Origin of the sequence: Amycolatopsis sp. TNS106 (genome assembly GCF_019330265.1) — a bacterium.
In the GTDB taxonomy this organism is placed as follows: Bacteria; Actinomycetota; Actinomycetes; order Mycobacteriales; family Pseudonocardiaceae; genus Amycolatopsis; species Amycolatopsis lurida.
In genome coordinates, this window is record NZ_CP024972.1 from 8,109,088 (window position 1) to 8,127,278 (window position 18,191).

General features: G+C 69.5%; 20 protein-coding genes. 8 read left to right on the forward strand and 12 right to left on the reverse strand.

Annotation, left to right across the window (positions count from 1 at the left end):
- Window positions 1–68: 68 nt before the first annotated feature.
- Both CVV72_RS37605 and ccrA read right to left on the reverse strand, forming a co-directional pair.
- Window positions 69–1,205, reverse strand: coding sequence for a chromosome segregation protein (locus CVV72_RS37605; RefSeq protein WP_241783754.1), 1,137 nt, complete (start codon window positions 1,203–1,205; stop codon window positions 69–71).
- Between the two features lie 77 nt (window positions 1,206–1,282).
- Entirely contained in the window at window positions 1,283–2,623 is a 1,341-nt protein-coding gene (gene ccrA, locus CVV72_RS37610; RefSeq protein ID WP_219149105.1) for a crotonyl-CoA carboxylase/reductase, read from the reverse strand.
- Between the two features lie 203 nt (window positions 2,624–2,826).
- Between ccrA and CVV72_RS37615 the strand changes: the two genes are divergently transcribed.
- On the forward strand, window positions 2,827–3,195 hold the full coding sequence (locus CVV72_RS37615; RefSeq protein WP_219149107.1) for an SPW repeat protein: 369 nt from the start codon (window positions 2,827–2,829) through the stop codon (window positions 3,193–3,195).
- A 16-nt stretch (window positions 3,196–3,211) separates the two neighbouring features.
- Window positions 3,212–3,775, forward strand: a complete 564-nt coding sequence (locus tag CVV72_RS37620; protein WP_126732824.1) for a TetR/AcrR family transcriptional regulator — start codon at window positions 3,212–3,214, stop codon at window positions 3,773–3,775.
- Here the strand turns inward: CVV72_RS37620 and mce are convergent.
- On the reverse strand, window positions 3,769–4,218 hold the full coding sequence (gene mce / locus CVV72_RS37625) for a methylmalonyl-CoA epimerase (RefSeq protein WP_034315441.1): 450 nt from the start codon (window positions 4,216–4,218) through the stop codon (window positions 3,769–3,771). The two genes, CVV72_RS37620 and mce, sit on opposite strands and share 7 nt — an antisense overlap.
- Before the next feature lie 131 nt (window positions 4,219–4,349).
- Here mce and CVV72_RS37630 point away from each other — a divergent pair, with 131 nt between their 5' ends.
- Window positions 4,350–5,531: an acetyl-CoA C-acetyltransferase gene (locus tag CVV72_RS37630; protein WP_219149109.1), complete on the forward strand. Its 1,182-nt coding sequence runs from the start codon at window positions 4,350–4,352 to the stop codon at window positions 5,529–5,531.
- Between the two features lie 5 nt (window positions 5,532–5,536).
- Entirely contained in the window at window positions 5,537–6,505 is a 969-nt protein-coding gene (gene meaB / locus CVV72_RS37635) for a methylmalonyl Co-A mutase-associated GTPase MeaB (RefSeq protein ID WP_219149111.1), read from the forward strand.
- Window positions 6,506–6,509: 4 nt separating this feature from the next.
- Here the strand turns inward: meaB and CVV72_RS37640 are convergent, their stop codons facing one another.
- On the reverse strand, window positions 6,510–7,097 hold the full coding sequence (locus CVV72_RS37640) for a hypothetical protein (protein WP_034315451.1): 588 nt from the start codon (window positions 7,095–7,097) through the stop codon (window positions 6,510–6,512).
- A 146-nt stretch (window positions 7,098–7,243) separates the two neighbouring features.
- Between CVV72_RS37640 and CVV72_RS37645 the strand changes: the two genes are divergently transcribed.
- Entirely contained in the window at window positions 7,244–7,924 is a 681-nt protein-coding gene (locus CVV72_RS37645; RefSeq protein ID WP_125674298.1) for a peptidylprolyl isomerase, read from the forward strand.
- Between the two features lie 65 nt (window positions 7,925–7,989).
- Here the strand turns inward: CVV72_RS37645 and CVV72_RS37650 are convergent, their stop codons facing one another.
- Window positions 7,990–9,369, reverse strand: coding sequence for a PLP-dependent aminotransferase family protein (locus CVV72_RS37650; RefSeq protein ID WP_219149113.1), 1,380 nt, complete (start codon window positions 9,367–9,369; stop codon window positions 7,990–7,992).
- Window positions 9,370–9,415: 46 nt separating this feature from the next.
- Here CVV72_RS37650 and CVV72_RS37655 point away from each other — a divergent pair, with 46 nt between their 5' ends.
- Together CVV72_RS37655 and CVV72_RS37660 are read left to right on the forward strand one after the other, a co-directional pair.
- The gene (locus CVV72_RS37655) at window positions 9,416–9,880 is read left to right on the forward strand and encodes a carboxymuconolactone decarboxylase family protein (RefSeq protein ID WP_016336647.1); all 465 of its coding nucleotides are present in this window, start codon (window positions 9,416–9,418) and stop codon (window positions 9,878–9,880) included.
- Entirely contained in the window at window positions 9,877–10,620 is a 744-nt protein-coding gene (locus CVV72_RS37660; RefSeq protein WP_219149115.1) for an isocitrate lyase/phosphoenolpyruvate mutase family protein, read from the forward strand. The genes CVV72_RS37655 and CVV72_RS37660 overlap by 4 nt, the downstream gene beginning before the upstream one ends.
- Before the next feature lie 62 nt (window positions 10,621–10,682).
- On the opposite strand, the gene CVV72_RS37665 is transcribed toward CVV72_RS37660, so the two are convergent.
- The 6 genes from CVV72_RS37665 to CVV72_RS37690 form a co-directional block, all read right to left on the reverse strand.
- Window positions 10,683–12,311 (reverse strand): cation acetate symporter, encoded by a 1,629-nt coding sequence (locus CVV72_RS37665; protein WP_219149117.1) that lies wholly within the window; start codon window positions 12,309–12,311, stop codon window positions 10,683–10,685.
- On the reverse strand, window positions 12,308–12,649 hold the full coding sequence (locus CVV72_RS37670; protein ID WP_219149120.1) for a DUF485 domain-containing protein: 342 nt from the start codon (window positions 12,647–12,649) through the stop codon (window positions 12,308–12,310). The genes CVV72_RS37665 and CVV72_RS37670 overlap by 4 nt, the downstream gene beginning before the upstream one ends.
- Window positions 12,650–12,716: 67 nt before the next feature.
- Window positions 12,717–14,450 (reverse strand): cation acetate symporter, encoded by a 1,734-nt coding sequence (locus CVV72_RS37675; RefSeq protein WP_219149122.1) that lies wholly within the window; start codon window positions 14,448–14,450, stop codon window positions 12,717–12,719.
- A complete protein-coding gene (locus CVV72_RS37680) occupies window positions 14,450–14,797 on the reverse strand; it encodes a hypothetical protein (protein ID WP_219149124.1) in 348 nt (115 codons plus the stop codon). Before CVV72_RS37680 ends, CVV72_RS37675 begins: the two co-directional genes overlap by 1 nt.
- Complete coding sequence (locus CVV72_RS37685; RefSeq protein WP_219149126.1) at window positions 14,794–15,555, reverse strand: LytTR family DNA-binding domain-containing protein; 762 nt, start codon at window positions 15,553–15,555, stop codon at window positions 14,794–14,796. Before CVV72_RS37685 ends, CVV72_RS37680 begins: the two co-directional genes overlap by 4 nt.
- Window positions 15,552–16,598, reverse strand: coding sequence for a sensor histidine kinase (locus CVV72_RS37690; RefSeq protein WP_219149128.1), 1,047 nt, complete (start codon window positions 16,596–16,598; stop codon window positions 15,552–15,554). The genes CVV72_RS37685 and CVV72_RS37690 overlap by 4 nt, the downstream gene beginning before the upstream one ends.
- A gap of 71 nt (window positions 16,599–16,669) precedes the next feature.
- Between CVV72_RS37690 and CVV72_RS37695 the strand changes: the two genes are divergently transcribed.
- Complete coding sequence (locus CVV72_RS37695; RefSeq protein ID WP_255632388.1) at window positions 16,670–17,152, forward strand: hypothetical protein; 483 nt, start codon at window positions 16,670–16,672, stop codon at window positions 17,150–17,152.
- Window positions 17,153–17,178: 26 nt separating this feature from the next.
- On the opposite strand, the gene CVV72_RS37700 is transcribed toward CVV72_RS37695, so the two are convergent.
- Complete coding sequence (locus tag CVV72_RS37700; RefSeq protein WP_219149130.1) at window positions 17,179–18,168, reverse strand: ABC transporter substrate-binding protein; 990 nt, start codon at window positions 18,166–18,168, stop codon at window positions 17,179–17,181.
- Window positions 18,169–18,191: the final 23 nt, after the last annotated feature.

The window sequence follows — 18,191 nt, forward strand, 5'->3', positions numbered from 1 at the left end:
GCGAGCAGCGACGATAACCGCTAGTCGGCGGCCTCGCAGGCCGCCGTGAGCACGGTCGGGTGAAAAGGTTACTCGCCAGTCGGTTTCTGCGCTGCCGCAGGTCGCGGTGAAGGCTTCGCGCCGGATGTGGCCTTCGGCACATCGGCCGTCCGGAGCTGCACGGTGGCTTCCGAGTCGGGTGACGGCTTCGCCTTCAGGTCCGCCGGGACATGCGGTTCGTCGCCGAGCACGTGGGTCGCCTCGGCGAGCGCGTTCCGCGCGGTGCGGACCTGCTCGGCCAGGCTGGAGCGCACCTTGCGGAGCGCTTCGACCCGTTCGGTGGCCTGCGTGATCCGCCGGTTGGACTCTTCGGTGGCCTGCCGGACGCGGCGGCGTGCCTCGTCGGCCGCCTCGGCGAGCCGGGCGTTGGCCTCGGTGATCGAGTCCTGCTTGCGCTTGTTGGCGTCGGCGACGGACTCGCGCTGACGGCGCTCGATGTCGGCCTTGGCCGCCGTCTCCTCTTCGAGCACCTTCGCGCGGATGGCGGCGGCGTCCTCGGTGGCTTCGCGGACACGGCGGGCGGCCTCGGCCTTGCTCGCGGCCTCCTGCTCGGCCAGCGCGTGCATGGCCTCGGTACGCCGCGACGCCATCGCGATCTCGAAGTCCTCTTCGACCTGCGTGCGGCGCTGCTGCGACTCGGCGTCGAGCTTGTCCCGCTCGGCCTTCGCCTTGTCGGTGATGTCCTTCGCCTCGGCGCGCGCCTTTTCGAGCACACCGCGGTGCTCGGCCTCCATCTCCTTGCGACGGAGGTCGAGCTCGTTGAGCAGCTGCTCGTAGCGGGCCCGCATGGCGCTCGCGTCGGTCTCCGCCTTCGCGCGGATGTGCCCGGCTTCGGCTTCCGCGCGCGCCTTGGTGTCGGCGGCCTCGTCCTGCGCGAGCCGCAACATGCGCTGCAGGCGCTCGGAAAGGCCTTCGACACTCGTCGGCGGCTGGGCGAGCCTGTCGACCTGCCCGCGCAGGTCCGCGATCTCGCCGCGCGCGATCTCCAGCTGCCGTGCCAGGTCGCCCGCCTGCCCGATGGCGGCATCGCGATCGGCGGTGAGCATCTTCAGATCGGCGTCCAGCCGTTCGAGATGTTCGTCGACCTGCGCACGGCTGTAACCGCGCTTCGCCACGTCGAAGCCGGCTCCCAGCGGCACTAGCTCCCGTTCCTCGCCAAGGCTCATCCTTCTACCGTAGTCGAGCTGGAGTCACGGAAGGGTGAGCACCCACGCAACGCGCGGCGAAAGCACGTTCCGGCGCGCTAAACGTTCCGGAAGGCGTTGATCCCGTCGATGTGCTTTTCGCGCAGCTCGTGGTCCCGGACACCCAGACCTTCTTCCGGCGCAAGGGCGAGCACGCCGACCTTGCCCTGATGCGCGTTGCGGTGGACGTCCAGCGCGGCCTGCCCGGTCTCCTCGAGCGAGTAGGTCTTCGACAGCGTCGGGTGGATCAGACCTTTCGCGATCAGCCGGTTCGCTTCCCACGATTCGCGGTAGTTCGCGAAGTGGCTGCCGATGATCCGCTTCAGGTTCATCCACAGGTAGCGGTTGTCGTACTGGTGCATGTAGCCGGAAGTCGACGCGCACGTGACGATCGTGCCGCCCTTGCGCGCGGCGTAGACGGACGCGCCGAAGGTTTCGCGCCCCGGGTGCTCGAAGACGATGTCCGGGTCTTCACCGCCGGTCAGCTCGCGGATCTTCTTGCCGAACCGCTGCCACTCCTTCGGGTCCTGGTTGTGCTCGTCCTTCCAGAACTTGTAGCCCTCCGCGTTCCGGTCGATGATCAGCTCCGCGCCGAGCTTCCGGCAGATCTCCGCCTTTTCGGGGCTGGAGACCACGCACACCGGGATCGCGCCGCCGTTGAGCGCGTACTGCGTCGCGTAGGAGCCGAGGCCGCCCGAAGCGCCCCAGATCAGCACGACGTCACCCTGCTTCATGTCGGCGCCGTTGCGCGAGACGAGCTGGCGGTAGGCCGTGGAGTTCACCAGGCCGGGGGAGGCGGCCTCCTCCCAGGTGAGGTGGCCCGGCTTCGGCATCAGCTGGTTCGCCTTCACCAGCGCGATCTCCGCGAGCCCGCCGAAGTTCGTCTCGAAACCCCAGATCCGCTGCTCGGTGTCGAGCATCGTGTCGTTGTGCCCGTCCGGGCCCTCGAGTTCGACGTTGAGGCAGTGCGCGACGACCTCGTCGCCCGGCTTCCAGTTGTGCACGCCGGGCCCGGTGCGCAGCACGACGCCGGACAGGTCCGAGCCGACGACGTGATAGGGCAGGTCGTGGCGCTTCGACAGCGGTGAAAGCCGTCCGTAGCGCTCCAGGAACTTGAACGTCGAGACCGGCTCGAAGATCGAGGTCCACACGGTGTTGTAGTTGATCGCGCTCGCCATGACCGCGACCAGCGCCTCGCCCGGGCCGAGCTCCGGCACCGGGACCTCGTCCACGTGCAGGGACTTGCGCGGGTCCTTGTCCCGGCTTTCGAGGCCTTCGAACATGTCGGCCTCGTCCTTGTGCACGGTCACCCCGCGATAGGTCTCCGGCACGTCGAGCGACGCCACGGCGCCGAGGTCATCGTTCAGAATGGCCTGCTGGATCTCGCCGAGCTGCGACATCGAAACCTCCGCGATTGGGGTCATGGCGTTGGGGCCACAAATTACTCACGGGTAACCAAGTCCACAACTGTACGAGACGTGGAGCACGTCCACATCCCGAAGTGTTATCGACCGGTCTTGACCGGCCGGCCAACCAAGCGGACCATCGGACGTGGAGATCTCTCCGACCTGCAGGTTCAGCCGATTTTCGGAGGTGAGCACGCATGAACGAACCCACGACGCGCCCTTGGACCCGTCCCCATGACTGGGCGGAGGTGGTCATCGGTGTCGTGGTCGCGCTTTCACCCCTCTGGATGACCACGGACAACACCGCCATGTGGACGCTCGTCATCCTCGGCGCGCTGATCGCCCTCGACGGTCTCGCGTCGCTTGCGATGCCTGGCATGGTCTACGGCGAAGGCATTCAGATCGTCCTGGGCGCGCTGCTGTTCATTTCGCCCTGGGTGATGGGATACGCCGGCTTCATGGGCGCGTCCTGGACCGCTTGGATCGGTGGCGTCCTGACCGTGGTGGCCGGGGCGGCGGCGATGCCGATCGCCCAGGCGACGCACCGGACGGCGGGACAGCACTGACCCAGGAGGAAACGGCGTGAAAGAGGATTCGGCGAAACAGCGCATCCTGCGAGCCGCGGAGGCGCTCTTCGCCGAATCCGGTTTCGACGCCACGCCCACTTCGCGGATCGCGGAGCGGGCGGGCGTGCCGAAAGGCCTGGTGCACTACTACTTCCGGCGTAAGTCGGATCTGCTGGCCGCGCTGGTCGCCGAACTGCCCGACGCCCGGATCGAACCGGCCGTCGTGGTCGTCCCCGGCGACCTCGCGGGCAGTCTTCGCGGCCTCGTCGTCGAACTCGACAGGCGGTTCAACCGGTCCTTGGCGCTGTCACACCTGTTGTGGCGCGAGGCCGACACGCACCGCGCGGTCCGCGACGCGCTGGCCGAACGCTTCCAGCAACTCGTCCGGCAGGTGAAGGCGGTGATCGTCGCCGCGACGGGCGGCAAGGTCGCGATAGCCGACGTCGATTCCGCGTCGGGACTACTCGCGCGGGCGGTCAGCCACCGTCACGCGACGGCTCGGCACAGCGAGGACGGGGACCCCGCCGAGATCGATCGCGAGGTCCTCTTCATCGCCTCCGCGTTGACGCGGGGTCAGTGACCGTCCTTCGCGGGCTCCACCAACTCGACGAGCACACCGCCTGCGTCCTTGGGGTGCACGAAGTTCACCCGGCTGTCGGACGTCCCCCGCTTCGCCTCGTCGTAGAGCAGCCGCAGCCCCTGCGCACGCAGCGCCGCGGCGGCCGCGTCCACATCGGACACTCGATACGCCAGCTGCTGCAGCCCGGGGCCGCTCTTCGCGAGGAACTTGCCGATCGCGGAATCCTCGCGCAGCGGAGCGAGGAGCTGGATCGCGGTCTCGGTCCCCGCGGTACCCGGCGCGCGCAGCATCGCCTCGCGGACGCCCTGCTCCTCGTTGACCTCCTCGTGCGCGACCTCCAGGCCGAAATGCTCGGCGTGGAAGGCGATCGCGGCGTCGAGGTCGGGTACCGCGATGCCGACGTGGTCGATGGCCGTCACGAACGGTTTCAGCGCCTGGTTCATGCAGAGCAGGATAGGTGCGCGGGCGGGCGGACCGGCGTGCGCCGCCTCACACTGGCTCCATCAAGAGACCCGCGACCCGGGTATGGTCGCGAAGACCCCCTTTGCCCTTGCGCCGATGCTTGGAGGACGCCGTGTCCGGTTCCGTGATCCTGGGTGCCGCCCGTACACCGATCGGGCGATTGCTCGGTTCCCTGAAGGATTTCTCGGGCGCGCAACTCGGCGGATTCGCCATCAAGGCGGCGTTGGAGCAGGCCGGTGTCTCGCCCGACGCGGTGCAGTACACGATCATGGGCCAGGTGCTCACCGCGGGCGCGGGCCAGATCCCGGCCCGGCAGGCCGCGGTCGCCGCCGGTATCCCGATGAGCGTCCCGGCGCTGACCATCAACAAGGTCTGCCTCTCCGGCCTCGACGCCATCGCGCTGGCCGACCAGCTCATCCGCGCGGGGGAGTTCGACCTGATCGTGGCCGGCGGCCAGGAGTCGATGACCCAGTCGCCGCACCTGCTGCCGAAGTCCCGCGCGGGTTTCAAGTACGGCGACACCACGCTCGTCGACCACATGGCGTACGACGGTCTGTTCTGCGCCTTCGACCAGGTCGCCATGGGTTCGTCGACGGAGAAGTACAACAGCCGCTACGGGATCACCCGTGAGCAGCAGGACGAGTTCTCCGCGCGGTCGCACCAGCGTGCCGCCGCCGCCATCGCGGCGGGCCGCTTCGACGCCGAGATCGCGCCGGTGTCGATCCCGCAGCGCAAGGGCGACCCGGTCGTCTTCTCGAAGGACGAGGGCGTCCGCGCCGACACCACCGCCGAAGGCCTCGCGAAGCTGCGTCCCGCCTTCGCCTCCGACGGCACCATCACCGCCGGTTCGGCGTCGCAGATCTCCGACGGCGCGGCCGCGGTCATCGTCGCGAGCAAGGCCAAGGCCGAGGAACTGGGCCTGACCGCGCTCGCCGAGATCGGCGCGCACGGCGTGGTCGCCGGCCCGGACGCCAGCCTGCACGAGCAGCCGTCGAACGCGATCCTGGCCGCGCTGGCCAAGGAGAAGCTGACCGCGGACGCGCTCGACCTCGTCGAGATCAACGAGGCGTTCGCCGCCGTCGGCCTGGTTTCGGCCGACAAGCTCGGGCTCGACCCGGAGAAGGTCAACGTCGACGGCGGCGCCATCGCGCTCGGTCACCCGATCGGCGCGTCCGGCGCGCGGCTCGCCGTGCACCTGGTCCACGAACTCCGCCGTCGCGGTGGTGGGCTCGGCGCGGCCGCCCTCTGCGGTGGTGGCGGCCAGGGCGACGCGCTGCTGCTCCGCGTTCCGTAAAGCCCTTGCCGGTACAGCTGGACATCGACGAACTGGTCGGTCGCGCGCGGGACGGCGTCCCCCGCGCGATCGCCCGGTTGCTTTCGCTGGTCGAGGACGCGCATCCGCGGCTGCCCGAGGTCGCGGCGAAGCTGACGCCGCACACCGGCAACGCGCGGGTCGTCGGCCTGACCGGGCCGCCCGGTGTCGGTAAGTCGACATCGACGTCCGCGCTGCTCACGGCCCTGCGGGCACGGGGCCTGCGGGTCGGCGTGCTGGCGATCGACCCGTCGTCGCCGTTTTCCGGCGGCGCACTGCTCGGCGACCGGATCAGGATGACCGAACACGCCACCGATCCGGGTGTCTTCATCCGGTCGATGGCCACGCGCGGTCATCTCGGCGGGCTGTCGTGGGCGACGCCGCAGGCGGTCCGGGTGCTCGACGCGGCCGGGTTCGACGTCGTGCTGATCGAGACCGTCGGCGTCGGTCAGTCCGAAGTGGACGTCGTGAAACTGGCCGACACCACGGTGGTCCTGCTCGCGCCGGGGATGGGTGACGGGATCCAGGCGGCCAAGGCGGGCGTGCTGGAGATCGCGGACGTGTTCGTGGTCAACAAGGCCGACCGCGAGGGCGCGGACGCGACCGTGCACGACCTCAAGCAGATGATCTCCTTGGTGCGCCGGGAGATCCGCGGCCCGAGCTGGCGGCAGCCGATCGTGCGAACGGTGGCCTCGCGCGGCGAGGGTGTCGAGGACGTCGTCCGCGCGCTCGACGAACACCACGACTGGCTGGTCCGGCGCGACGAACTGCCCCGCCGCCGTGCGGCGCGGGCCCGGGACGAGGTCGAGGCGATCGCCGTGCAGCGGTTGCGCGCGGAAATCGTCGACCTGCGCTCCGGGGACCGGCTCACCGAATTGGCCGAACGCGTGGTCGCGCGGAAACTCGACCCGTTCGCGGCGGCCGAAGAACTCATCGGAGATCTTCGCGGTTCGTGAGGGTTCAGAATTCGACGTACATCTTGATGTCGCCGAAATCGCTGTCGAGATTGTCCAGATGGGCGATCGCGTCCTCTTTCCAGACCTCGAGCTGATTCGTCTCGCCGTAGGTGAGCTGTTCGCCGTCGGCCACCTTGTGGGCGTAGTTCGTGATCGTGACCGTCTGCCCCCGGCAGAACTCCACCCGCTCCAGGAACCGGTCGGCCATGTCGGGGTCGAAGACGCGGCCCATCCGGACGTAGCCGTTGTTGATGTGCTCCTCGCAGTAGAAGTGCGCCGCGGCCGAGGCGATCCACTCGGTGAGCGACGCGTCGCGAGGCGGCCACTTCTCCCGGACGTGCGACTTGATCTCCCTGGCGAGGCGGATGACCCGGCGCCGTTCGAGGTCGGTCAGCCCGTCCTCCTTGCGGAAGTCGAGGATCATGTCGTCGACGACCTTGGCGAGCCTGAGCATGCGCGGTTTGTCGAGTTCGGCCGGTTTCTCCGGCGGCAGCCCGGCCATGACCCTCTCGTGCACGAGGACGTACTGCGTGTACGCGTACAGAAAGGTCAGGGCGTTCAGCTGCCATTGGTGTCGTTCGGCGATCTCCACGGTTCCGACCCTAACCGCGGACCTACTTCCGGACCTGTGTGAGCGCCGGGGATTCACCCTATGCTCTGCTCTTCGTCCACGGCTGGGAGGCAGGAACCGTGCAGAGGATCACGAAGGTCTTTGTGGCAGTGCTGGGGGCAGGGCTGATGCTCGCGGCAGGCACCGGGACGGCGTCGGCGGAGGGCGCACCGCCGAAGGTCACGAAGGGGCCGTGCCAGTACACGCAGACGCCGGACGAGCCGGCCGCGCGGCCGGTCCCGCTGCCGCCGGACCCCCGGCACACGCCGGACCGGGGCAAAGTCCCGGTGCAGCTGAAGACCAACCAGGGCAAGATCGACCTGACCCTCGATCGGGCGAAGGCGCCGTGCACAGTGCAGAGCTTCCTGCACCTCGCGAAGCACCGTTTCTACGACCGCACGACGTGTCACCGGCTGACCGCGTACCCGACCTTGAAGGTCCTGCAGTGCGGTGACCCGAGCGGTACCGGCGAGGGCGGCCCCGGCTACAAGTACAAGGACGAACTGCCCGTGGGCCTGCCGCCCGCGCCGACCGACCCGACCGGCGAGCGCAAGGTGTACGCGCGTGGCGTGCTCGCGATGGCCAACGCGGGTCCGGCGACGAACGGTAGCCAGTTCTTCGTCGTGTACGGCGACTCCGCGCTTCGCCCGAACTACACGATCTTCGGCACCGTGGGCCACGAAGGTCTCGAAACCCTCGACGACGTCGCCGCCGGGGGCATCAAGCCGACCCCGGAGAACCCCGCCCCGGTCGACGGCGCGCCGGTCCTGAAGACCGACATCCTCCGGGCCCGCCCCTGGTTCTGCTGACCCCCTCTCGCAATTCGTCACCTACTTGCGCCATCGTCGCAAGTAGGTGACGAATTGCGGGGGTGTCAGGTGACCTCGAAGATGGCCTCGCGCAAGGCCTGGATGGAGCCGCCGAAAGCGTGCTTCGCGGCGGCGCCGTACCCGATGATGAGCCCTTCGCGTCGCGGCTCGCCGATCCAGTGGCCGCTGAGCCCTTCGAGCCCGATCGCGCGACGGCGGCAGGCGGCCAGCACCTCCATCTCCCGGGGAAGCTCGCAGGGGAACTGGAGCACCAAGTGCAGCCCGGCGGAGATCCCTTGCGGCAGCACGGAATCCGGCAGGGCCGCGAGCAGCTTGTCCCGCCTGGAACGGTATTCGACGCGGCAGCGGCGGATGTGCTGGTCGTAGGCGCCCGATTCGATCAGTTCGGCCATCGCCAGCTGGTCCAGCAGCGCGGGCCGCGCCCCGCTCTCGGCCAGGGCCGCACGCACCGGTTCGACCAGGAACCGCGGCAGCACCATCCAGCCCAGGCGCAGCGACGGCGCGAGTGTCTTGCTCGTCGTGCCCACGTACACGACCCGTTCGGGTGCCAGCGCCTGCAACGCGCCGACCTGCTGATGGTCGAACCGGAACTCGCCGTCGTAGTCGTCCTCGATGACGACGGCGCCGGTTTCCTCAGCCCAACGGGTGAGTTCGGCCCGTCGCCCCGGAGCGAGGGTGACGCCGAGCGGGTACTGATGCGCCGGGGTGACCACGACCGCCGGACTGTCCAAAGCGGACACCGTGATCCCGTGGTCGTCGACGGGGACGCCGACCACGCGGGGACCGTTGGCGGCGGCGATGTTCCGGTAGATGTTCAGCGACGGGTTCTCGAACGCGATCTCGTCCGCGCCGCGCGCGTGCAGCACCCGCGCCAGTACCGCGATCGCGTGCGAGAACCCGGAACACACCAGGATGCGGGCGGGGTCGGCGACCACGCCGCGGCTGCGAGCCAGATACGCGGCGAGCGTCTCCCGCAGTTCCGGCGCACCGGACTCGGCCGTGTAGTCGAACGCCGACATCGGCGCCTGGTGCAGTGCCCGCCGGGTCGCGGCGAGCCAGGCGGAGCGGGGGAACGCCGACAGGTTCGGCCTGCCGGGGCGCAGGTCCCAGCGCGGCGCCGGGTCGCGGGGGACCGGCCTCGGCGGTGACGCGGGCAGCGCGCCCGCCGTCGCGACGCGGGTCGGCGCGCCCTGAGTGGTCCGCAGATATCCCTCGGCGGCGAGGTCGGCGTAAACCCGGGTGACCGTTCCCCTGGCCACGCCGAGATCCTGCGCCAGCGCCCTGGTCGAGGGCACCGCGGCGCCCGCCTGCCAGCGTCCCTCCCGGATGGCCGCGCGGATCGCGGCGGCGAGCCCGCTCCGGCCGCTTTCGGGACGCCAGTCCAGATGGACGTCTATTCCCGAACTGGACCACGAATCTGCCATGTGACTGGACCATACTCGTGGGCCAGTCGCCGCTAGATTCGACGGCATGACCGAGCGAATCCATGTGGGCAAGCGAGTGCCCGAGATCTACCAGGCCATGGCGAAACTGCAGGCCGAAGTCGAGAAGGCCGCCGCCAACGCCGGGGTCGACCAGAAGATCCTCGAACTGGTGAAGATGCGGTCGTCGCAGATCAACCACTGCGCGTTCTGCCTCGACATGCACTCCCACGACGCGCTGCAGATGGGCGAGTCGCCGCGGCGGCTGTTCGTGCTGCAGGGCTGGCGCGAGACCGAACTGTTCACCGAGCAGGAGCGCGCCGCGCTCGCGCTCACCGAGGCGATCACGAACGTGGCGACCCTGCACGATGTGCCGGACGACGTCTACGAAGAGGCCACCCGCGTCTTCACCGAGGAGCAGTACCGCGCCATCGTCTGGGAGGCCATCGCGATCAACAGCTGGAACCGGATGTGCGTGACCAGCCACGCGCCGCTGCCCGAGCGCGCCGAATGACGGCGGCCCGGCTGCGGGAACTGCACGTCGCGGGAACCCCGCTGCTCCTGCCGAACGCGTGGGACGCCGACAGCGCGCGTCTCGTGGAGGCCGCCGGGTTCCCCGTCGTGGCGACGAGTTCGTTCGCCGTGGCCAAGGTCCTCGGCTACGACGACGGGGAGGACGCGCCCGCCGCCGAGATGTTCGCGGCGGCCGCGAGGATCGCGCGGGCGGTCTCGGTTCCGGTGACCGTCGACGTGGAAGGCGGATACGGCCTCGAAGGGGGCGAGCTCGCGGCGAGGCTGGCCGAGGCGGGTGCCGTCGGCTGCAACTACGAGGACACCGATCACGCCGCAGGCGGGGTGCGTCCACTCGAGGCGCAGGCGGAACGGGTCGCGAAGTTGCGCGAGGCCGCCGGGGACGCTCTGGTGATCAACGCCCGCGTCGACGTCTTCCTCGGCGCGTCCGACGAACGAGCGGTACTGGACGACGCGATCTTGCGGGCCAAGGCGTACTTCGAGGCCGGAGCGGACTGCGTGTACCCGATCATGGTGAAGTCGCCGGAGGTGCTCGGCGAGTTCGTGAAGGCGCTCGCGCCGGGAGCGGTCAACGCCGCTCCGATGCCCGGAGGCCCCGATCTCTCCGCGCTCACCACACTGGGGGTGGCGCGGATCTCGCTGGGCACCGGGCTGTGGAAGTCGCTTCGCGCCGATCTCCGCGCGAAGCTGGCCGAGCTGACGGCGGGAAAGCTGCCGTACTGAGGGGAATGGAACCGGGACGGTGCGGCCGGGGGCGTCGGATGCCGGCCGCACCGTCCCGGCGACTAGTGGGCGATCGCCTTTTCGGCGCCCGCACCGGTGAGCGAGCGGACCTCCATCTCGGCGTACTTCTTCTGGTTGTGCTCCTTGGACAGCACGGTGCCGAGCCAGCCGAGGAAGAACGCGACCGGGATCGAGACGATGCCCGGGTTGTCCAGCGGGAACCAGTGGAAGTCGACGCCCTGGATCATCGAGGCGCTCTTCCCGGTCTTCGGGTCGACGGGCTTCCCCGAGACCGCCGGCGAGAACACGATCAGCACGATGCAGACCGCGAGACCGCCGTAGATGCTCCACAGCGCGCCTTGGGTGTTGAACCGCTTCCAGAACAGCGAGTACAGGATCGTCGGCAGGTTCGCCGACGCCGCCACCGCGAACGCGAGCGCCACCAGGAACGCGATGTTCTGCCCGTTGGCGAGGATGCCGCCGAGGATCGCGACCGCGCCGATCACCAGCGCGGTGATCCTGGCGACCTTCACCTCCGAATCCGGGGACGCCTTGCCCTTCTTGATCACGCTGGCGTAGACGTCGTGCGCGAACGACGCCGACGCCGTGATCGTCAGTCCCGCGACCACCGCGAGGATCGTCGCGAAGGCGATCGCCGCGATCAGGCCCAATAGGACCGGCCCGCCGAGTTCCAGGGCCAGCAGCGGGGCCGCCGAGTTCACGCCACCCGGCGCGGCCTTGATCTTGTCGGCGCCGACCAGCGCGCCGGCGCCGTAGCCGAGCACCAGGGTGAACAGGTAGAAGACGCCGATCAGCGCGATCGCCCAGACCACGGAACGACGGGCTTCCTTCGCGGTCGGCACGGTGTAGAAGCGCATCAGGACGTGCGGCAGTCCCGCGGTACCGAGCACCAGTGCGATGCCCAGCGACAGGAAGTCGAGCTTCGTCGTGCCGGTCTTGCCGTACTGGTTACCCGGCCCCAGCAGCGCTTCACCGGCACTGCCCGCCCTGTCCACCGCGCCCTGCAGCAGCGCGGAAAGGTTGAAGCCGTACATGCCCAGCACCCACAGCGTCATCGCCAGCGCGCCGGCGATGAGCAGCGCCGCCTTGATGATCTGGACCCAGGTGGTGCCCTTCATCCCGCCGATGAGCACGTAGGCGATCATGATGATGCCGACGATCACGATGATCGCGGCCTGCCCGGCCTTGCTCTCGATCCCGAGCAGCAACGCGACGAGGCCACCGGCTCCCGCCATCTGCGCGAGCAGGTAGAAGAACGAGACGGCGAGCGTGGACGTCGCGGCCGCCGCGCGGACCGGGCGCTGCTTCATCCGGAACGCCAGCACGTCGCCCATGGTGAACTTGCCGGTGTTGCGCAGCAGTTCCGCGACCAGCAGCAACGCCACCAGCCACGCCACCAGGAAGCCGATGGAGTAGAGGAAACCGTCGTAACCGTAGACGGCGATCGCGCCCGCGATCCCGAGGAACGACGCCGCGGACAGGTAGTCACCCGCGATGGCGACGCCGTTCTGCGGACCGGTGAACGCGCGGCCGGCGGCGTAGTAGTCCGACGCCGTCTTCGTGTTGCGGCTCGCCCGGAACACGACGAACAGCGTGACCACCACGAACAGGCCGAAGATGGTGATGTTGAGTACGGGGCTGCTGCCCTCGACTCCGGCGGCGAGGTTCATTTGGCCTCACTCTCGATGTCCGTGCGGATCTTCTCCGCGAGGGGGTCGAGTTTCTTGTTCGCGTAACGGACGTAGAGCCCGGTGATCACGAAGGTCGAAACGAACTGCAGCAGACCGAAGACGAGGCCGATGTTGATGTTCCCGACCAGCTTCGTGCTCATGAAGCCGTGCGCGTAGTCGGCGAGCAGCACGTAGAGCAGGTACCAGAGAAGGAACAGCGCCGAGACGGGGAAGACGAACCGGCGCAACCGAGCCCGCAGTTCCTTGAACTCCGCGCTGTCATGGGCTTTGTCCCAGTCCGTTTCCGGTGGACTGGGAGCGTTCGTTTCGGTACTCATCGTGCTCTCCTCGCACCGCGAATGTGTTCCGCGACACGTTAAGGAGAGGTCAAGGAGACCGGAACCTTCAGCGGTTCAAACGTCTGCCGAGACGACGAACGGTCGACGAACGGTGGTCCGACCAAGACGAAGGGGTTTCGGCTGTGCGATCGTCCAAATGCAGGCGCAGCATGGCGGCCGTCGACCAGGCGGGAGGCCTGCCCCGCCAGGAAACCACGATCATTACTCCGAATGCCAGCGGAACCGACCAAGGCGCGGGCTGTGACACGAGGATCGCGGGCAGGCCGCTCAGGCTCGGGACGAACAAGGCCACGAGGATCGAGCCCGAAGACGCGACGAGTCCGGCGAGGACACCGCTGATCGCGCCCGCGGCGGTCAGCCGGTTCCACCAGATGCCGAGTACCAGCAACGGGCAGAACGTGGACGCGGCCACGGTGAAGCCCCAGGTGACCAGGACACCCGCGTCCAATCTGGCCGACGGCAGCGCGAGCAGGACCATCACCACCGCCGCCCCGAGCACCGACCAGCGCAGTCTCCGCAGGCCGCCGGGCGCCAAGTCGTGCGCGATCGCGCCGGAGATCACCAGCAGCAACCCGAGCGACGTCGCCAGGAACGCGGCGAACGCGCCCGCCGTCAGCAATCCGGTGAACAGCGATCCCGCCCAGCCGTCGTCGATCTGCGCCGGCAGCGCGACGACGACCGTGTCCGTCGCGCCGGAGACGTACAGCTCGGGCACCAGCACGCGGCCGAAGACGCCGTAAACCCCTGGGAACAGGTAGAAGACGCCGAGCAGGGCGACCGTGATCGCCGCGGTGCGCCGGGCGGCGCGGCCGTCCGGGCTCGTGTGGAAGCGCATCAGGACGTGTGGCAGGCCCATGGTGCCGAGCATGGTGGCGATCAGGATCGCCCACGTGCCGAGCAGCGGATAGCCCTGATCGCCGAGGTCGAGCAGCGGCCGTTGCCAGTCCGGCCCGCCCAGCGGCGCGCCACCCCGGACGGCGGGAACCGGTGTGCCCTCGGCGAATTCCAGCGTTTCCCCGCTCCTTGCCACCAGTTCGCCCGGCGGCACGACGTGCTTCTCCGGGGTGAGCAAGGTGGTCGGCTCGCGCAGGGTCAGCGTCACGTCGATCTCGAAGGACAGCTGGGTGTCGCGGGCGAAGTGGGTGAATTCCACCGGATGCACCGAAGCCGACCGTTCCTCCGGTGAGACCTGGGAGACCAGCCAGATCGCGGGAATGATGAACAGCAGCAGTTTCAGCACGAACTGGAAGGCCTGGACGTAGGTCGCCGCGCGCATCCCGCCGAGCGCCAGTGTCGCGCTGACGGCGGTGCCCGCGATGACCACGCCGACCCAGTACGGCGTGCCGCCGACGGCGGTCAGCACCAGCCCCGCGGTGCGGAATTGTGGGACCAGGTAAAGGGTTCCGATCACGAGGACGACGACGGCGGCCAGCCGGCGCAGGGCGGGGGAGGCGAGCCGCGCCTCGGCGAAGTCCGGGACGGTGAGCGCGCCGGAGCGCCGCATCGGCGCCGCCACGAGCACGAGCATCGCGATGTACCCGGCGGTGAACCCGACCGGATACCAGAGCGCGCCGATGCCGTCCTTCACCACCAGCCCCGCGACACCGAGGAACGAAGCCGCGGACAGGTATTCGCCCGAGACCGCGGCGGAGTTGACCAGCGGCGAGATCCGGCGCGAGGCGACGAGGAAATCCGACGTCGTGCGCATGGCCGCGACCCCGCGCAACCCGATCAGCAGGGTGACCAGCACGACGGGGGCCACCGAGAGCGCCGCGACCACTACTCGTCCTCGATCTTTTCCGCCCGGCGCAGCTGCCACCACGACAGCAGCGCCATCGCCGGGTACGGGAGGATCGCGATCATCAGCCAGGACAGCGGGATACCCAGCAGCCGCACCGAATCCAGCGCAGGGAACACCGCGAACACCAGCGGGAGCCCGAACACCAGCCCGAACATCCCGGCCAGCGCGGGAATCCCGCGGCGGCGCTGCGCCCGGTAGAGCGCGTCCGCGCGTTCGGCGTCGCCCGCGGCCAGCCGGGGGACCCGCCACCGTCCGCGTGAACGGCGCCGCGAATGCGCGAGCCGGGTCTGCGGACTGGTGACGGCCACCCGTTTGACGCGGCTCACGGTCGGCCCAGTTCGCCGCGCTGCGCGGCGGCGAGCAGCCGGTCACGCAGGTCTCGCGCGTGGCGGCGGCTCACCGGCACGTCTCCCGCCTCCGTATGCGCCAGCAGCCCGCCGGTGGTGTCGCTGCGCAGTTCGAGCACGGCGTCCACGGCGAGCAGGAAACCCCGGTGCACGCGGGTGAATCCCGTCCCCTCCCAATACTCTTCGAGCCGGGAGATGGGCATCCGCGTGACGTGGACGCCGGATTTCGTGTGCAGCCGGACGTAGTCGCCGTGCGCCTCGACGAATTGGACGTCGTCGCGGCGGACGTACCGGGTGCGCCCGCCGGATTCCACCGGCAGCGCGGACATCGCGTCCGGCGCGGGCTTCGGCTCGTCGGGCTGGTTACCCGCCATCCGGACCACTTTGGACAGTGCGGCGGACAGCCGTTCCGCCCGGACCGGTTTGAGCAGGTAGTCGACCGCGCCGATCCCGTACGCGGCCACGGCGTGCCCGTCGTGCGCGGTGACGAACACGATCACCGGCGGTTCGCTGAGCCGCGCCAGCAGCGAGGCGAGCTCGAGGCCGTCGAGGCCGGGCATGGAGATGTCGAGGAAGACGGCGTCGAAATGACCGCCCTGCAACAGTTTGAGCGCGTTGACCGCGTCACCGGCGGCGACCACCTCGGCGACTTCCGGCGCCTCGCGCAGCAGGCTGCACAGCTCGTCGAGGGCGGGCGGGACGTCGTCGACCGCCAGCACCCGCAGCCCGTTCGTCACGGCAGCACCCCCGGCTGGAATCGGGGCACGCGCACCACGACCCTGGTGCCCGCGCCGGTCTCGGTCTCGACCGTCAGGCCGTACCACGGCCCGTAGACACTGCGCAGCCGTTTGTCCACATTGGCCAGTCCGACGCCGCCGTCGTCGCCGTGCCCGGCCAGGATCGCCGCCGCGCGTGCGGGGTCCATGCCGACACCGTCGTCCTCGACGCTGATCACGCAGTCGTTCCCTTCCGCCATTCCCTGAACCTGGATGAACCCCGCCTCGGCGCGCGGCTCGATCCCGTGCCGGATCGCGTTCTCCACCAGCGGTTCCAGCACGAGGTACGGCACCGCGACGGCCAGCACCTCCGGCGCGACGCGCACCTGCACCCGCAGCCGCTCGCCGAGCACCGCGCGTTGCAACGCCAGATATGTCTCGATGGCGCGGAACTCCTCGGCGACCATCGTGTACTCGCCGTGCCGGGCGAGGCTGTAGCGGGTGTACTCGGCGAAGTCGAGCATCAGATCGCGGGCGCGGTCCGGATCGGAGCGGACCAGCGAGGAGATCACGGTGAGCGCGTTGTAGACGAAATGGGGCGAGATCTCGGCCCGCAGCGCGCGCAGTTCGGCCTCCGCGGCCTGCTCGGCGGAGGCCTCCAGCCTGCCGCGTTCGAGCGCGTGGACGACGAGCTCGGCGGCCTGGCGGGCGAGGGCGTTCTTGCCGTCGGCGACCAGGAGCACTCCGGCCAGTTCGTCGTGGACATGCAGCGGTAGCGCCAGGAGCCCGGGTTCGGACACCGGCGTCTCGGAGTGGAGGACCTCGTCGAGCGCGGAGGCGACGACGTCGTCCGCCGCCGGGCGACCGGACCAGACGAGCGAGCCGGACAGATCGGCGAGACCGAGCCCGGGGACCGCGAACAGCCGCCGGAGGCCGTTCGCGGCCTGGCGGGCGCGGGGTCCGGCCAGGCCGTCCATGAGATCGTCGGAAACCCGCTGGGCGGCGGCGAGCACCGGCACCGGATCCGCGCTCGCGGCGGGACGCCAGGGCAGACGGGTGGTCATCCGGCCTCCTCCGCGACGTCGGGGCCTAGATCCTAACGTCGCTGAGTGGTTTCGCCGGTTACGCTCCGGGCATGGTCACTGGGGATGCCGTGGTGCTCCGGCTGGACGTCGTGATGCGCCGGCTCGCGTGGGCGGGGTTCGTGGTGTTCGGCGCCGGCGGCCTGGTGGCCGTCGCTCTGGCGTTGTTCTCCCGCTCGGTTTCCGGGGTGGTGTTCAGCCTGCTCAGCGTGGCCTTCGCGGGGTTGATCCTGCTCGCTCTGCGGAAGTCGGCCGGCTCGCTGGTGATTTCCGCCGCGGGGTTCGCGGTGCCGGGCGTGTTCGAGGTCCAGTGGACCGAGGTGACGCGGCTGTGCGTGTACCGGGAGAAACGGCGGGTGGGGCGGTGGATGCACTGGTGGCACTACCGGCTCGACTGGACCGGCACGGGGCCCGAGGCGCTGCTTGAGGACGGTGAGTACTCGTACGCGCTGGGGCACCTGGGCGGTGGCGCCCGGCTGTACGGAGCGTTGGAGCGGTTCGCGCCCGCTGGGGTCGTGAGTGGTAGGGACGGTTAGAACCGTCCCTACCACTCACGAGTGAGTCAGCAGCTCTGCTTGTAGAAGTACTGCGCGTTCGCGTCCATGTTCGCCTTGGTGATCGAGTGCAGCGAAGCGGTCAGGTTCCGGGTCACCGGCTTGCCCTCCAGGGCCGCGATGGCCTGCTGTACGCCCTGCTGCCCGATGGCGGCCGGGTCCTGCGCGATGAGGCCCTGGTACTCGCCCTTCTTCAGCCCCTCGATCTCCGACGGCGAGGCGTCGAAGCCGATCAGGTTGACCGCGCCGATCTTGCCCGCGTTCCGCAGGCCGGTCGCGGCGCCCTCACCGGTGTTGAGGTTGGTCGCGAAGATGCCGATCAGGTCCGGGGTGGACGCCAGCGCGGCGGTCACCTTGGACGCCGCCTGGTCGGGCTCGTTCTGGGTGAACTGGACGCCCGCCGACTTCAGGTTGGGGTAGTTCTTCAGTTCGTCCTCGAAGCCCTTCGCACGGGTGTTCGTGGTCGAAGTACCCGCGATGGTGTCGAGCACCAGCACCGAGCCGCTCTTGCCCGCGGTCAGCTCCGCCATCGTCTTCGCGGCGAGTTTGCCGCCCTCGGCGTTGTCCGATGAGATCGACGACTCGGCCACGCTGGTGTCCTTCAGCGCGGTGTCGACCTCGATGATCTTCGAGCCGCGGTTCTTGACCTGCTGGATCGGCGCGAGCATCGCCTGCGCGTCGGTCGGCGCGATGAGCAGCGCGGCGGGCGGGTTGGAGCCCAGCGCGTTGACGAGCTGGGTCTGCATGGCCGCGTCGAACTTCTGCGGCGCCTGCGTGGTGAGCTCGTAGCCCGCCTTCTTGGCCTCGGCCTCGGCGCCGCACTGCATCGAGATGTAGAACGGCTCGGCCTGCACGCCCGGGATGAGCGACAGCTTCTTGTTGTTGGTCTTGGCGCCGGAGTCGCCCGACGGCGCCTCACCGACGGTGCCACCGCCGCACGCGGTGAGCAGGAGGGCCGCGGAAACGGCGGCACCGGCGGCGAGCAGGGTCTTCTTCATGGGGATAGCACCTCTTTGTGCGT

What these genes read in the sequence shown, in the direction of transcription:
- CVV72_RS37695 (WP_255632388.1), top strand. Translation starts at nt 16,670, where the DNA reads ATGGTCACTGGGGATGCCGTGGTGCTCCGGCTGGACGTCGTGATGCGC.
- CVV72_RS37690 (WP_219149128.1), bottom strand. Translation starts at nt 16,598, where the DNA reads ATGACCACCCGTCTGCCCTGGCGTCCCGCCGCGAGCGCGGATCCGGTG.
- CVV72_RS37650 (WP_219149113.1), bottom strand. Translation starts at nt 9,369, where the DNA reads ATGGCAGATTCGTGGTCCAGTTCGGGAATAGACGTCCATCTGGACTGG.
- CVV72_RS37645 (WP_125674298.1), top strand. Translation starts at nt 7,244, where the DNA reads ATGCTCGCGGCAGGCACCGGGACGGCGTCGGCGGAGGGCGCACCGCCG.
- CVV72_RS37670 (WP_219149120.1), bottom strand. Translation starts at nt 12,649, where the DNA reads ATGAGTACCGAAACGAACGCTCCCAGTCCACCGGAAACGGACTGGGAC.
- CVV72_RS37605 (WP_241783754.1), bottom strand. Translation starts at nt 1,205, where the DNA reads ATGAGCCTTGGCGAGGAACGGGAGCTAGTGCCGCTGGGAGCCGGCTTC.
- CVV72_RS37700 (WP_219149130.1), bottom strand. Translation starts at nt 18,168, where the DNA reads ATGAAGAAGACCCTGCTCGCCGCCGGTGCCGCCGTTTCCGCGGCCCTC.
- mce (WP_034315441.1), bottom strand. Translation starts at nt 4,218, where the DNA reads ATGAACCAGGCGCTGAAACCGTTCGTGACGGCCATCGACCACGTCGGC.
- CVV72_RS37615 (WP_219149107.1), top strand. Translation starts at nt 2,827, where the DNA reads ATGAACGAACCCACGACGCGCCCTTGGACCCGTCCCCATGACTGGGCG.
- CVV72_RS37665 (WP_219149117.1), bottom strand. Translation starts at nt 12,311, where the DNA reads ATGAACCTCGCCGCCGGAGTCGAGGGCAGCAGCCCCGTACTCAACATC.
- CVV72_RS37660 (WP_219149115.1), top strand. Translation starts at nt 9,877, where the DNA reads ATGACGGCGGCCCGGCTGCGGGAACTGCACGTCGCGGGAACCCCGCTG.
- CVV72_RS37655 (WP_016336647.1), top strand. Translation starts at nt 9,416, where the DNA reads ATGACCGAGCGAATCCATGTGGGCAAGCGAGTGCCCGAGATCTACCAG.
- ccrA (WP_219149105.1), bottom strand. Translation starts at nt 2,623, where the DNA reads ATGTCGCAGCTCGGCGAGATCCAGCAGGCCATTCTGAACGATGACCTC.